Origin of the sequence: Kosakonia sp. R1.Fl (assembly GCF_023516815.1) — a bacterium.
In the GTDB taxonomy this organism is placed as follows: domain Bacteria; phylum Pseudomonadota; class Gammaproteobacteria; order Enterobacterales; family Enterobacteriaceae; genus Kosakonia.
On record NZ_JAMGSQ010000001.1, the window covers coordinates 473,795 to 490,068 of the forward strand.

The 16,274-nt window shown below is 57.9% G+C and carries 3 protein-coding genes; 1 reads left to right on the plus strand and 2 read right to left on the minus strand.

Features of this window, described 5'->3' with window-relative positions:
- Positions 1-45: 45 nt before the first annotated feature.
- A complete protein-coding gene (locus M8Q36_RS02200; protein WP_249879893.1) occupies positions 46-8,160 on the minus strand; it encodes a non-ribosomal peptide synthetase in 8,115 nt (2,704 codons plus the stop codon).
- Positions 8,157-14,705 carry a non-ribosomal peptide synthetase gene (locus tag M8Q36_RS02205; RefSeq protein ID WP_249879894.1) on the minus strand — a complete coding sequence of 2,183 codons (6,549 nt, stop codon included), beginning with the start codon at positions 14,703-14,705 and terminating at the stop codon, positions 8,157-8,159. The genes M8Q36_RS02200 and M8Q36_RS02205 overlap by 4 nt, the downstream gene beginning before the upstream one ends.
- A gap of 807 nt (positions 14,706-15,512) precedes the next feature.
- Here M8Q36_RS02205 and M8Q36_RS02210 point away from each other — a divergent pair.
- Entirely contained in the window at positions 15,513-16,226 is a 714-nt protein-coding gene (locus tag M8Q36_RS02210; protein ID WP_249879895.1) for a 4'-phosphopantetheinyl transferase family protein, read from the plus strand.
- Positions 16,227-16,274: the final 48 nt, after the last annotated feature.

Here is a 16,274-nt window from a genome sequence, read left to right on the forward strand (position 1 = left end):
ACCTCATCAGAGGTGGTTCAGGTGTGTTATGAGAAATGAGTCCGGCTAGATCTGACTCATCACGGTCGTAATATGACTGGCAAGCGCGCCCACATGAGGCATGGTCAGCATAGTCATATGATTTCCGGGGCTCAGCAGGGTGGAGAATTGTGTCGCGTATTCACGCCACACCGCTTCGCGCTGTTCCCGTTCTGCCCGATTAGCCTCTTGTGCATTAATGCTATGCAACACCCCCCGGTAACGCGCGCGGGGAATATAGGAGGTATTGAGGTTTGCGTACAACACATGGAAAACACCAGCGAGCAACGAAAGCGGCGTGTTGCGGGTGTAAACCCCCGCCTCAATCAAAAGTTGATGCAAACAGATAAGCCGCTGCTGTGGCGCCATTCCCAATAGCGCGTCCTCCGTAATGGGCAGTTCCCGGTTCAGCATCAAATTATAAATGCTGATTAATTTCATCACTGCCCCGAGGTGGCTGACCGGCGGTTTAATGCCGGGTGAGCGGCTATCAATGATAATCAGATTGGCAACCGTCTCCCCTTGCGCCTGTAATTGCAGCGCAATTTCAAAGGCTATCCAGCCGCCAAAGGAGTGCCCAATCAGGTGATAGGGCCCCAAAGGCTGACGTTCACGCATTGCGCAGATGTAATCACGAGCCGTTTCTTCAATTGTCAGATGCGGCATGGTTTTCACATCGGTGAGCCCGCGTGCCTGCAGCGCATAAACAGGAAGTTTTGCAGGCAAGAGTCCCACAAGTTCGAGAAAAGTGAATGCGGATGCACCAGCGCCAGGGATGCAAAAGAGTGGCGTTTCGCAATCTGCCCCCTCCTGCATAACAACCACCGAATGACAGGAAGATCGGGGAAGCAGGTCTGCCGTCATTTGCCTCGCCAGTTGCGCCAGCAACGGCGGTTGCATAATTGATAAATGCGTCCCACCAATAACATGCAGCGACGAATCGCTGCTTACTGTGCCGTGCCAGCCGCGCCAGATGTCGTCGCTTTCATCCGACTTTGCCGTATAAAGATTAATGGTGAGATCCGCAGGTGTCGGCCGATACCGAAGCCCCAGCGGCCTGATATACAACACCGTTTCCAGACGTAGCAACAGATCCTCATAACCAATATCCTTCGGCAACCAGTTATGTTCGCGACAAAGATCAAAAACGGCTTGTATATCAATGGGGCTTTGCAGTTGTGCCAGCATCTTTCTTTCGCTCTCCGGCACATGCAGGGATAAGAAATTTACGATCATTTCGTCACGCAGTGCCCGTTCGCTGCTCGCGCTGAAATCACGCGTTTGATGCGCAGCCGGATGATAGCTATCAATCATGCCGATAAAGGCGATCTCTTCCCCGCTTTGTTGCAACTGCAGCGCAATTTCATAACTGATAACCCCACCCAAAGACCAGCCAGCAAGATGGTAAGGCCCGTGCGGCTGTACGCGACGGATGGCTTCAACATGACAGGCGGCCAGTGCTTCCAGCGATGTCGGCGGATTGTCTGCGGTATGCAGACCAAGTGCTGAAAGTGCATAGACGGGGCGATCATCTCGCAACATCGTAGCCAGAGGCGAATAGACCAGCGGATCGCCTGAAGGCTCGTGCACCAGAAAGAGCGGCGGCTGCGCACCTTCGCTCCGCAGCACGACGGGATTATCGGCAAAAGGTGAAGTGAGTGATTTTTCCCTGTCCTGAATGACCCCAGCAAGCTGCGCCAGGGATGGATTAGCAAAGAGTGTCGCCAGCGAGATAGCGAGTCCTGTTTTTGCCATGCGGTTTAACAGCTGAACCGCCAGTAAAGAATGACCACCGAGCTCAAAAAAGTTGTCATGCCGCCCAACCTGCGACAGCCCCAGCAGCTCACACCAGATAGCCGCAAGCGTCTTTTCCACCTCACCTGCCGGGGCTTCATCCCCGCGGGTGACCAGCGCAGCGCGATCAGGCGCGGGCAGCGCCTGACGATCCAGCTTGCCGTTCGGGGTATGTGGAAAACGCTCCAGCGTGACGAAGGCGGCGGGCAGCATATACTCAGCCAGCGACTGCGCCAGTTGCTGGCGTAGCCGTGCAGGCTCCGGCGTGTGACCGGGTTCTGCCAGCAGGTAGGCAACCAGCCGTTTGTCGCCCGGCGTCTCTTCCCGCGCAATCACCACCGCGTCACGCACGCCCGCGCACGCCGTCAGGCAGGCCTCGATTTCCCCCAGCTCAATGCGGAATCCGCGCAGTTTGATCTGGAAATCATTACGCCCGAGGAACTCAATGTTGCCGTCCGGTAGCCAGCGCCCCAGGTCACCGGTTCTGTACATCCGCTGGCCGGGCGTGAAAGGGTCCGGCAGAAAACGCTCTGCCGTCAGTTCCGGGCGGTTCAGGTAACCGCGCGCCACGCCGTTGCCAGCGATATAAAGCTCGCCGCAGATCCCCAGCGGTACTGGCTGACCGTGATTATCCAGGAAATAGATCTGCGTGTTGGCGATCGGTTTGCCAATGACTGGCGTCGCCAGCGTTTTATCAACCACGCACATACTGGCATTGACGGCACACTCCGTTGGCCCATAAGCATTAACAAAACGGATCTGCTCAATGTTTTGCATGGCCGACCATGCCGATAAAGGGATCGCATCGCCACCGATAATGACAGTACAGGGATATCCCTCATACGCTTTCTGTAACCCTGCGGCAATCATTCCTTGTAACTGAAGGGGCGTGCAATCAATCACATCAACACGTTGACGGCGTAAGAATGCTAACAGCGCTCCGCCCTCTTTACGGACCTCTTCCGGGACGATGACCATCGTATGCCCCAGCAGTAAGTGCACCCAGCTCTGCACCGACGCATCAAACACGATGCTGGCATTCATGCTCACGCGCGAGGGCTGTTGTATATCTAGCTTCGCCTGTATGGCCCTCTGCATGTTGACAACATTGCGGTGCTCAACCATCACCCCCTTGGGTTTCCCGGTCGAGCCGGAGGTGTAAATCACATACGCCAGATGCGCCGGCGTCAGCCCCTGCGGTTCAGGGTTGTGCTCTGCCGCACCGGTCTCCGGCTCCGCATCCGTCAGCACCACCGGCAGCGCGGTATTCAGCGTCTGCGCCAGCGCACGCTGCGTCACCAGCACCACCGGGGCGGCATCCGCCAGCATGTAATGCAGCCGTTCCGCCGGGTACGCCGGGTCCAGCGGCACATACGCGCCACCCGCTTTCAGGATACCCAGTATCGCCACCAGCACATCCGCACTGCGGGGCAGGCACACCGCCACCCGGTCGTCCGGGCGCACCCCCAGCGCCAGCAGCCGGTGCGCCAGCCGGTTGGCCCGGCGATTCAGCGCAGCGTAACTGAGGGTGATATCCCCGCAGACCACCGCCTCCGCCTCCGGGGTGCGCACCACCTGCGCCTCAAACAGCCGGTGTATCAGTCCCTCAGCCGGGACGTCCACCCGCGTGGCGTTAAACGCCACCAGCACCTGGTTGCGCTCCCCTTCGGGCAGCACGGGGAGGCTCAGCACCGGGCGCTGCGGCTCATGTGCCAGCGCCGTGCTCAGCGATGTCAGCGTGGTCAGCAGGTAACCGAGCTGGCGCTGCGGGTCGATGCCCGCCGCCGTCTGCACCGTCAGGATGAACCCCTCCCCGGTGTCATCCACCGAGAACGCTATCGGGTAGTTGGTCCGCTCTTCCGCGTCCAGCAGCCGGATGCCCTCACGCACAAGATTGCTGCGCGCCGGGCTGTGACGATAGTTCAGCAGCGTGCTGAACAGCGGCAGCGGCTGCGGTACCCCGCTGCAGCGCAGCGCCAGCGCCAGCGGCGCCTGTTCATGCTCAAGCAGCGCCGCCAGCGCATCCCGCGTGGTCATGACCGCGTCCTGTGCGCTCTGCCCGTCCAGCGACACCCGCAGCGGCAGCGTGTTGATGAACATGCCGGGGCCGGATTCACCGCTGTCACCGGCCTGCAGGCGGCCCATCAGCACGGTACCGAACACCACGTCATCCCGGCCGCACAGCTGCGCCAGCAGGCGGGCCTGCGCGGTGTGGAACAGCACGCCGGGGCTGACGCCGAGCCGCCGCGCCTGCGCGCGGATGTGCCCCGCCAGCGTGGTATCCAGCGCCTGCCGGGCTTCCCCGCACGCCCCGCCGCTTTCCCGCGTGTCAGTAATGTCATACGGTGCGGTCGGGGTGCTGATATCCGCCAGCCGGGCGCGGAACCACGCCTCATGTTCACGCTCCGGCACGCGCAGCGTGCGGGCGATAAAGTTGCGGTAGGGCACCGGCGCCGCCAGCGCGGCGCTGTTGCCGTCCAGAATCTGCGTGATTTCATCGCAGACCAGCGCCATCGAGATGTGGTCGCAGACCAGGTGATGAAAGTTAAGCGCCAGCAGCCACTGCTGCTGTGCCGGGTCGTACACCGTCTGCGCGCTGAACAGCGGGGCGCGGCTGACGTCCATACGCCGCCGGTGCGGGCTGGCCTGCGCCCGCAGCTGTGCGGCAACATCCTGCCCGGTCTGCGGCACAAACGCCGTCACCGGCAGAGCGGCCCGACGCCAGACCACCTGCACCGGGCGGGACACGCCCTGCCAGCACACCGCGCTGCGCAGGATGTCGTGGCGGTCAATCACCTGCTGCAGCGCCGCCAGGAACGCCTCCATCAGCGCGCGGGAGTCAAAGGCCAGCAGGCTGTTGAGCAGGTAGGCATCCCCCTGCGCCTGCAGCAGATGGTGGAACAGGATCCCCTCCTGCAGCGGCGACAGCGGGTAGATGTCCTGCACGTTCGCCGCGCCACCATCCACCGTGGCCACCACCGCATCAAGCTCCGGCTGCGACAGGCTGACCAGCGGCAGCATACCGGGCGTGATGGCCTGACAGTGCGCCGGGATACGCGACGGCGGAACCGGCGTATCCCCACCTGCGTCACGGACAGTGATGCGCTGCGCCATATCGGCCAGCACCGGGGCGGAGAACGCCCCGCGGATATCCAGCGTCATCCCCTGCCCGCGCAGCCGCTCCAGCAGGCTGACCACCATCAGCGAGTGACCGCCGAGCTCAAAAAAGTTGTCCTGCCGCCCGACCTGCGACAGCCCCAGCAGCTCACACCAGACGGCAGCCAGCGCGGTTTCCACCTCACCGGCCGGGGGCTCATCCCCGCGGGTGACCACCGACGTGCGATCCGGGGCGGGCAACGCCTGTCTGTCCAGCTTGCCGTTCGCCGTGAGCGGAAAGCTCCCCAGCGTGACGAACGCGGCGGGCAGCATGTACTCCGCCAGCGACTGCGCCAGTTGCTGACGCAGCATTGCAGGCTCCGGCGTGTGACCGGGCTGCGCCAGAAGATACGCGACCAGCCGCTTATCGCCCGGTGTGTCTTCCCGCGCCATCACCACCGCGTCACGCACGCCGTCGCATTGCGTCAGACAGGCGCTGATTTCCCCGAGTTCAATACGGAACCCGCGCAGTTTGACCTGAAAATCGTTGCGCCCGAGGAACTCAATGTTGCCGTCCGGCAGCCAGCGCCCGAGATCGCCGGTTCGGTACATCCGCTGGCCGGGCGTGAAGGGATCCGGCAGAAAACGCTCTGCCGTCAGTTCCGGGCGGTTCAGGTAACCGCGCGCCACGCTGTCACCGGCGATATGGATCTCACCACAGATCCCCAGCGGTACTGGCTGACCGTACTCATCCAGCAGATAAATCTGCGTGTTGGCGATAGGCTTGCCGATGGGGATTGAGCGGTTGCGGTTCACTGCGCCGGAAATGGCATAGGTGGTGATAAACGTCGTGGCTTCGGTCGGACCATAACAGCTTATCAACCGCTCCGGCTGCTGTTCCGACTGCTGCAGGCGGCTGATCTTCACCGGATCAAGCACATCCCCGCCGGTCAGCAGATAACGCAGTTGCCCGAATACGGGTTTCAGCACCTCAAGGTATTCGTTAAACAGCCCGACGGTAATCCACAATATGCTGACGTTTTCCCTCAGCAGCACGTCGCGCAACTGGTGCGGATCCTGCAGTGTCGATGGCGTAATAATGCACAGCCGCGCACCGTTCAGCAGCGCTGACCAGATCTCCCAGACTGAGGCGTCAAAGGCAATATTGGCGCTGTGTGAAAGGCAATCCTGCGCACTGATCCCGGCGGCCTGATTATTGAGGATAAACTGGCTGACATTGCGATGTTCGACCATCACCCCTTTGGGTTTCCCGGTCGAGCCGGAGGTGTAAATCACATACGCCAGATGTTCCGGCGTCAGCCCCTGCGGATCCGGGTTGTGTTCCGCCGCATCGTCCTCCGGCTCCGCATCTGTCAGCACCACCGGCAACGCAGTATCCAGCATCTGCGCCAGCGCCCGCTGCGTCACCAGCGCCACCGGGGCTGAATCCGCCAGCATATAGTTCAGCCGTCCCACCGGATACGTTGGATCCATCGGCACATACGCACCGCCCGCTTTCAGAATGCCCAGCATCGCCACTATCGCATCGACGCTACGCGCCAGGCACACCGCCACCCGATCATCCGGGCACACGCCCTGCGCCATCAACCGGTGCGCCAGCCGGTTGGCCCGGCGGTTCAACGCATCGTAACTGAGCGTAATATCTTCGCAGACCACCGCCACCGCATCCGGGGTGCGCTGTACCTGCGCTTCAAACAGGCTGTGCAGCAGATGCTCGTGCGGTAAAGCCGTCTGAGTAGTGTTAAAACTGACAATCAGTTGCTGATACTCGGCTGCTGAGAGCATAGGCAGCGTGTGCGGAGAGTGGGTTTCATCGTTAGCCATCTCCGTCAGCACCTTAACAAAGTAGCCAACAAGACGCTCTGCCGTTGCGCGATCGAACAGGTCAGAGGCGTATTCCAGATCGCCTGTCAACGCACCGGATGTTTCAGCGAGTGCAAGTGTCAGATCAAAATGGGCAGCATGGTGCTGTTGCTCGATGAACGAGAGGCTCACACCTGCGAGTTCTAACTGCTCAGCAGGCGTGTTATTGAGCGCTAACATCACCTGAAAGAGCGGGCTGTGGCTCAAACTGCGCGTAGGTTGTATCGCTTCGACAACCTTATCAAAGGGCAGTGTTTGATGTTCATAAGCCGCAAGTGTTTGTTGGCGAACATGCGCCAGTAAGTGGCTGATTGTCGGGCAATCGGCGAGATTAATGCGTAAAGCGAGCGTGTTAACAAAAAAGCCAATTAACCCCTCCAGCTGTTGGTGAGAACGGTTAGCTACCGGGCTGCCAATCACCAGGTCATGCTGGCCACTTAACCGGCTCAGCACAATTGACCAACCGGCGAGCAGCGTCATAAAAAGCGTGGCGCCATGACGCTGGCTCAATGCTTTAAGCGAAGCCACCAGAGGCTCACTAAGGTGCAGTGGAACATTATTCCCCGTAAAGCTTTGTACGTTTGGTCGCGGGCGATCGGTGGGAAGTGCCAGTAGCGCTGGCGCACCTTGTAGATACTGTTTCCAGAAATCGAGTTCTTTCGCCAGGCCTCCTTCCTGAAAATGGCGCTGCTGCCAGCTTGCGTAGTCAGCATACTGAACAGGCAAGGCGTTCAGAGGATAAGCATGCTCGCCGCAGGCCGCCTGATAAAGATGACTCAGTTCGCGAACTAATACGCCAATCGACCAGCCATCAGAAATGATGTGATGCTGGGTGAGCAGCAGAATGTGTTCCTCATCGCCGAGCTGTAACAACGCCCCGCGAATAAGGCGGTCATGGCTCAAATCAAACGGGGTTCTCCGATCCTCTTCGTGCAGCGCGGCAATCCGCTGGCAACGCGCCGTTTCACTCAGATTACGCAGGTCGTGGCGCGCCAAAGCAAAGCCCGTATCAGGGGGATCAATCTGTTGCCAGGGCTTGCCATCCGCCATCACAAAACGCGTACGCAAACTCTCTTGCCGGGCAATAAGCTGGTTAAAGGCATCATCAAGTGCCTGATGATTAAGCAACCCTTTGAGATGTAAGGTCGCCGGAATGTGGTATGCCAGGCTGGCGGCAGGATCAAGCTGGCTTAAAAACCATAAACGCTGCTGGGCGAAGGAGAGCGGCAGCGGTGCTCGCCGATCGGCCAGTGGTATTGCGCTTGCCTGATGAGGTTGAGCCGCTTTACGCGCCTGCAACAGCGCTTTCATTTTTTGTTCCAGAACGGCACGTTTTAGCGCGTCTACATTCCCTGTATTTTTCGTCATTCGTTGTGTCCTTCACTGATCATCTTCGCTAACTCTTCCGGTAACATCTCGTCAAGTTCGTGTTGTATGGCGGCTATTTCATCCCCTGCCAGGGTGTCTAGTTGTGCAGAAAAAATCGCTTCCGCTTGCGCCAGTAAGGTGGGAGACAGAAAGAGTGTGGAAATGGATACCTCGATGAAAAACTCACTCTGGATCCGGCTGATTAGCTGTACCGCCATCAGCGAGTGACCGCCGAGCTCAAAAAAGTTGTCATGCCGCCCGACCTGCGACAGCCCCAGCAACTCACACCAGATAGCGGCCAGCGCGGTTTCCACTTCGCCGACGGGTACGTCATCCCCACGAGTGACCGCTGCTGCACGATCCGGAGCAGGCAACGCCTGCCTGTCCAGCTTGCCGTTCGGCGTGAGCGGGAAGCTTTCCAGCGTGACGAAGGCGGCAGGCAGCATGTACTCAGCCAGTGACTGCGCCAGTTGCTGACGAAGCCTTGCAGGCTCCGGCGTGTGACCGGGTTCTGCCAGCAGGTAGGCAACCAGCCGTTTGTCGCCCGGCGTCTCTTCCCGCGCAATCACCACCGCTTCACGCACGCCAGCGCACGCTGTCAGGCAGGCCTCGATTTCCCCGAGTTCGATGCGAAAGCCGCGCAGTTTGACCTGAAAATCATTGCGCCCGAGGAACTCAATGTTGCCGTCCGGCAGCCAGCGCCCCAGGTCACCGGTTCTGTACATCCGCTGACCGGGCGTGAAAGGGTCCGGCAGAAAACGCTCAGCCGTCAGTTCCGGGCGGTTCAGGTAACCACGTGCCACGCCGCTGCCAGCGATATAAAGCTCGCCGCAGATCCCCAGCGGTACTGGCTGACCGTGCTCATCAAGGAAATAGATCTGCGTGTTGGCGATAGGCTTGCCGATGGGAATTGACCGGGTGCTGCTCACCGCTGAATCAATGGTGTAAGTGGTGACAAAGGTGGTGGCTTCGGTCGGACCGTAGCCGTTTATCAGCCGTTCCGGCTGCTGTGCCGACTGCTGCAGGTGGCTGATTTTCACTGGATCAAGCACATCCCCGCCGGTCAGCAGATAGCGCAGTTGCCCGAATACGGGTTTCAGCACCTCAAGATATTCATTGAACAGCCCGACGGTGAGCCACATTACGCTGACCTTTTCCCGCAGCAGTACGTCACGAAACTGATGTGGATCCCGCAGTGTCGACGGCGTGATAACGCACAGCCGCGCACCGTTCAGCAGCGCTGACCAGATTTCCCAGACTGAAGCGTCAAAGGCAATGTTGGCGCAGTGCGCAATAGAGTCCTGCGCGCTGATATCAGCCGCCTGATTAGTGAGGATAAACTGGCTGACATTGCGGTGCTCGACCATCACCCCCTTGGGTTTCCCGGTCGAGCCGGAGGTGTAAATCACATACGCCAGATGCGCCGGCGTCAGCCCCTGCGGTTCAGGGTTGTGCTCTGCCGCACCGGTCTCCGGCTCCGCATCCGTCAGCACCACCGGCAGCGCGGTATTCAGCGTCTGCGCCAGCGCACGCTGCGTCACCAGCACCACCGGGGCGGCATCCGCCAGCATGTAATGCAGCCGTTCCGCCGGGTACGCCGGGTCCAGCGGCACATACGCGCCACCCGCTTTCAGGATACCCAGTATCGCCACCAGCACATCCGCACTGCGGGGCAGGCACACCGCCACCCGGTCGTCCGGGCGCACCCCCAGCGCCAGCAGCCGGTGCGCCAGCCGGTTGGCCCGGCGATTCAGCGCAGCGTAACTGAGGGTGATATCCCCGCAGACCACCGCCTCCGCCTCCGGGGTGCGCACCACCTGCGCCTCAAACAGCCGGTGTATCAGTCCCTCAGCCGGGACGTCCACCCGCGTGGCGTTAAACGCCACCAGCACCTGGTTGCGCTCCCCTTCGGGCAGCACGGGGAGGCTCAGCACCGGGCGCTGCGGCTCATGTGCCAGCGCCGTGCTCAGCGATGTCAGCGTGGTCAGCAGGTAACCGAGCTGGCGCTGCGGGTCGATGCCAGCCGCCGTCTGCGCCGTCAGGATGAACCCCTCCCCGGTGTCATCCACCGAGAACGCTATCGGGTAGTTGGTCCGCTCTTCCGCGTCCAGCAGCCGGATGCCCTCACGCACAAGATTGCTGCGCGCCGGGCTGTGACGATAGTTCAGCAGCGTGCTGAACAGCGGCAGCGGCTGCGGTACCCCGCTGCAGCGCAGCGCCAGCGCCAGCGGCGCCTGTTCATGCTCAAGCAGCGCCGCCAGCGCATCCCGCGTGGTCATGACCGCGTCCTGTGCGCTCTGCCCGTCCAGCGACACCCGCAGCGGCAGCGTGTTGATGAACATGCCGGGGCCGGATTCACCGCTGTCACCGGCCTGCAGGCGGCCCATCAGCACGGTGCCGAACACCACGTCATCCCGGCCGCACAGCTGCGCCAGCAGGCGGGCCTGCGCGGTGTGGAACAGCACGCCGGGGCTGACGCCGAGCCGCCGCGCCTGCGCGCGGATGTGCCCCGCCAGCGTGTTATCCAGCGTCTGCCGGGCTTCCCCGCATGCCCCGCCGCTTTCCCGCGTGTCAGTAATGTCATACGGTGCGGTCGGGGTGCTGATATCCGCCAGCCGGGCGCGGAACCACGCCTCATGTTCACGCTCCGGCACGCGCAGCGTGCGGGCGATAAAGTTGCGGTAGGGCACCGGCGCCGCCAGCGCGGCGCTGTTGCCGTCCAGAATCTGCGTGATTTCATCGCAGACCAGCGCCATCGAGATGTGGTCGCAGACCAGGTGATGAAAGTTAAGCGCCAGCAGCCACTGCTGCTGTGCCGGGTCGTACACCGTCTGCGCGCTGAACAGCGGGGCGCGGCTGACGTCCATACGCCGCCGGTGCGGGCTGGCCTGCGCCCGCAGCTGTGCGGCAACATCCTGCCCGGTCTGCGGCACAAACGCCGTCACCGGCAGAGCGGCCCGACGCCAGACCACCTGCACCGGGCGGGACACGCCCTGCCAGCACACCGCGCTGCGCAGGATGTCGTGGCGGTCAATCACCTGCTGCAGCGCCGCCAGGAACGCCTCCATCAGCGCGCGGGAGTCAAAGGCCAGCAGGCTGTTGAGCAGGTAGGCATCCCCCTGCGCCTGCAGCAGATGGTGGAACAGGATCCCCTCCTGCAGCGGCGACAGCGGGTAGATGTCCTGCACGTTCGCCGCGCCACCATCCACCGTGGCCACCACCGCATCAAGCTCCGGCTGCGACAGGCTGACCAGCGGCAGCATACCGGGCGTGATGGCCTGACAGTGCGCCGGGATACGCGACGGCGGAACCGGCGTATCCCCACCTGCGTCACGGACAGTGATGCGCTGCGCCATATCGGCCAGCACCGGGGCGGAGAACGCCCCGCGGATATCCAGCGTCATCCCCTGCCCGCGCAGCCGCTCCAGCAGGCTGACCACCATCAGCGAGTGACCGCCGAGCTCAAAAAAGTTGTCCTGCCGCCCGACCTGCGACAGCCCCAGCAGCTCACACCAGACGGCAGCCAGCGCGGTTTCCACCTCACCGGCCGGGGGCTCATCCCCGCGGGTCACCGCTGCGGTGCGATCCGGAGCAGGCAACGCCTGCCTGTCCAGCTTGCCGTTCGCCGTGAGCGGAAAGCGCTCCAGCGTGACGAACGCGGCGGGCAGCATGTACTCCGCCAGCGACTGCGCCAGTTGCTGACGCAGCATTGCAGGCTCCGGCGTGTGACCGGGCTGCGCCAGAAGATACGCGACCAGCCGCTTATCGCCCGGTGTGTCTTCCCGCGCTATTACCACCGCGTCACGCACGCCGTCGCACTCTGTCAGGCAGGCGCTGATTTCCCCGAGCTCAATACGGAACCCGCGCAGTTTGACCTGAAAATCGTTGCGCCCGAGGAACTCAATGTTGCCGTCCGGCAGCCAGCGCCCGAGATCGCCGGTTCGGTACATCCGCTGGCCGGGTGTGAAGGGATCCGGCAGAAAACGCTCTGCCGTCAGTGCCGGGCGGTTCAGGTAACCGCGCGCCACGCCATTGCCAGCGACATAGAGTTCTCCGGTCACGCCAAACGGCACCAGTTGACGGTGACTGTCCAGAATGTAGATCCGCAGATCGGCGAGCGGACCGCCAATTAAACTGGCGCCATGCGAGGTGATATCTGAAGGCGCTATTTCATACCAGGTGGCATGGACGGTGATTTCCGTGATGCCATACATATTGATAAGACGCGTATTACGGTTTGATGCGTTGTTGATCCACGGCACCAGAGAGCGCATTTCAAGCGCTTCGCCGCCAAAGATAATGCAACGCAGGGAGTGGGAAGTTGCGTCCTGGGCAGCAATCAACTGGCGGAATGCGCTGGGGGTTTGATTGAGCACCGTAACCTGTTCACGGCATAGCAGCGCATAAAGCGTTTGGGGTGAGCGGGCGCATGCGGTTGATACAATAATCAACCGTCCACCCGAACATAACGCGCCGAATAACTCCCAGACGGAAAAATCAAAAGCGAAAGAGTGGCATAGCGACCAGGTATCGTTGCTATTAAAGCTAAAACCAGGCTGGCAGACGGTTAAAAGTCGGGTGATATTCCGGTGTTCAACCATCACGCCTTTCGGCTGACCAGTAGAGCCGGACGTATAAATAACGTAGGCCAGATGGTGCGCCGCCAGGCCGAGAGATAATGGCACAGGGTTGTGCTCATCATCTTCGTCAGCAACGGCTGGAAACGGCGCATCCATTAACACGACAGGAATAGCGCTGTTCAACACCTGCGCAAGAGCAGTATGGGTTACCAGTGCGGTGGGGGCGGAATCTTCCAGCATGTAATTCAGTCGCTCGCCCGGATAGACCGGATCCAGAGGAACATAGGCTCCGCCCGCCTTGAGGATACCGAGAATACCGATCACCATGTCGAGGCCGCGTTCCAGGCAAATAGCCACGCGATCATTCGGATGAACACCCAGTCTGATGAGCCGATGGGCCAGCGTATTTGCCCGGCGGTTTAGCGCGTCATAGGTTAATGAACTCCCCTCGAAAACGGCAGCGACAGCCTGGGGCGAGCGACGGACTTGGGCTTCAAACATTTCGTGGACTAATAGATTAGAAGTGTCACTTTCTGTAGCGTGAACAGGCCGAAGCAGTTGCTGGCGTTCATGTGGCGATAAAATCGGTAACTGAGACACTGGGGTATCAATATTCTGCAACGCGCCTTCCAGTAATACAGCAAGGCGAGATTGCATAACCTGAATATCTTCAGGAGTGAAATAGTCGAGGGAATAATTAAATTCAACGCAGACCGATTGGCTCTTTTTATTATTGCTGGTAATGGCGTACTGATTAATCGTTATCGCTAAAGGATATTGTGCCCGGTGATGAGGTTCGATGGTATGAATTATCGCCCCTTCCAGATGAATGTTAGCGTCGTAAGGTTCATAGGATAACGACATATCAAACACATTCGCTCTGTCGGTATTTTGCTGTTTTTTTATTCTGCGGTTGATTTCCGTAATAGGTAACCGCTGGTGTTTGTAGCAGATACGTAATTCATCGGCAGCTTTTTGCATCACATCAGAAAAAGAATCTTCATCCGTTAATCTAATGCGAACCGGGATAACCGAAGCATACATTCCCACCGCCGCTTTTTGTTGCGCATTTCTTCGATTATGAAGCGGTATACCGAAACAAATATCATCAACGTTTTTAATTCTTTTAAAATAACAGGCGAAAAGGGCATACATAAAATGCAATACAGACAACCCATATAAAGAAGCTATCTGTTCAATACGCTGAAAAAGGTTTTCCTCAAGCATCCAGGTAACAGGTTCAGGCAGAGATGTTGCCGGAGTCCGGGCTGTCACCAAAGGAGGAAATAACTGTGGTGGCAATGTCGTATATCGCGCAAGCCAAAAAGCCTGATCTTTGGTGCACTGCTTCGCACTCAAATAAGCCGCATCACTGGTAACAAAATCAGCATAGGATAACGATGCGCTTTCAGATAAATGCTCTCCACGAATAAGGCGACTATAGTTTTCACTTAACTCTGCATTAAGCAGACTCAGACTCGTTCCGTCGGCGATAATATGATGGCAGCACAGTTGCCAATACCAACGATTATTACCGGCGTAGATTAACGCGCTGCGCCATAACCTTTCAGCCAAATTAAATGGCTGGGTAAAGTTTAAATTCACATACTGCTCAGCTTCATTTAATGGGTTATCCGTTGCCGCAAAGTCTTTAAATTCCATTAATGGCAACGCGGAAGGATCAAAATATTGTGCTGGCGACGTACCGGCAACCATTCGCAAATGAAATGCATCATGCCGCTTAATGACGAAATCAAACGCTTTAACCATGATATCGGGAACGATATTGCCATCGATGATCATTACGCTCCCGATATTGTAATTTGTTAATTCAGGATTGAGTGTCTGTGCAAACCAAATTGCCTGCTGATCTGAACTCAATGGAAACGGAGATGTTGGGAGCGCTGTACATTCTTTCGCCACTAATGCACTGTCTAAAAATCTATTATTGGGAGATATGTCCATATATTCCAACCTAATGAATTAAAACCAAATCGTTATAATTAATTGACAGCACACGTATTTACAGCCAGCAGCGCGCCATCAAATAATATTCCTGATGAATGTTTTTTATCCTTAAGTGAACAACTAATTATCCACTGCAACCGTTGGATACCTTGTCGTTAACGTCGCGAACCGTATAAGGTAAAACTGAATATGTCTTAACGATAAACCTGTCAATTAGTGCAACCATCCACTCTTAACACCGGATATAGCCATTTTAAAAAAGCACGTAATAATACCGTGGGAAATTATTACATAAGATTCACATTATATAAAACACATGGTGAATCAGTCCCATCCACTCACTCATAACGTTATTCACTACACATTAAATGATACGTAGCAAGTAATAACCCTTGCAAGTTAACAATAATAAATACTCTTTGCGTCTTGATAGCAAGAAAATATATCACCTTAACAACACTTCAGTGATATATATAGCACCATACGCTTGATAATAAAGACGTTATTATTTTTAATTTGACAAAAAATATTCTTACATTTATCGCTGCAACGAAAAACTCCGATAGGCGTTTATTTTATTATTCTGCGCAATTATTCATGCAATCGATAGATATACGACAACATAAAAGAAAACCTTCGCATCGATGAATGACAACAGTGTGATTTCCACAAGATAATTCACCACAACCACACTCGGATTGAGAAAGAAATGCGCGATGACAACACCGCCTGCGGTACACTGATTGCGTTTGCTGATTTCACGTTTACCGATGCACTTACCCATTAAATCGATGATAGATAAATATGTTTACGTCACAACTAAGCCATTCCTCCTCTGACTTCGTGGTGCGGTCGGAAACGGGATTCATCACGCCATTCCCTGCAATAGCCTATTGCAAGCTCGCATTCGACACAGCCTCTTACCGGGATGCGCTTTTTAGCGAATATGCCATCCCTTTTCCCACGGCGCTTGATAAAGCAGTAGTAAAACGGCGCGCGGAGTACCTTGCAGTTCGCTATGCCGCCAGACAATTATTAAAAACCGCAGGCTGCGATGGTCACGTGGGTACGTCTCCCGGCCGGGAACCCGTCTGGCCTGCGGGCTGGTGCGGCAGCCTTTCTCATACCCGTGGTCACGCTATTGCGATTATTGCGCCGCGTAACGCAGGGTTAACGCCAGGCATTGATATTGAAATGTTCGACGCAAAGGCCATGAGAGAGACAGCGGAGATGTTCACCAGCCCTGAGGAACGGCGATTACTTGCCGCCTGCGGCTTAGCGTATGAAACGGCGTTACTGATCGTTTTTTCCGCCAAAGAGAGTCTGTTCAAAGCGCTCTATCCTGAGGTGAAATGTTTTTTCGGTTTTGAAGCGGCACGAATCCGTCGCATCGATACGGCGGCACAAAGTTTTACCCTTGAACTAACACAGTTGCTGACGCCAGAGCGCAAACAAGGATGCCAGTTTAATGGCCAGTATCTCATCGAGGAAAACCGCGTGATTACGCTGATCGCGTAAGGCTGTAGTCGGATAACAAATCAGGAAAGGCAGCAGCGATTGCCGCCG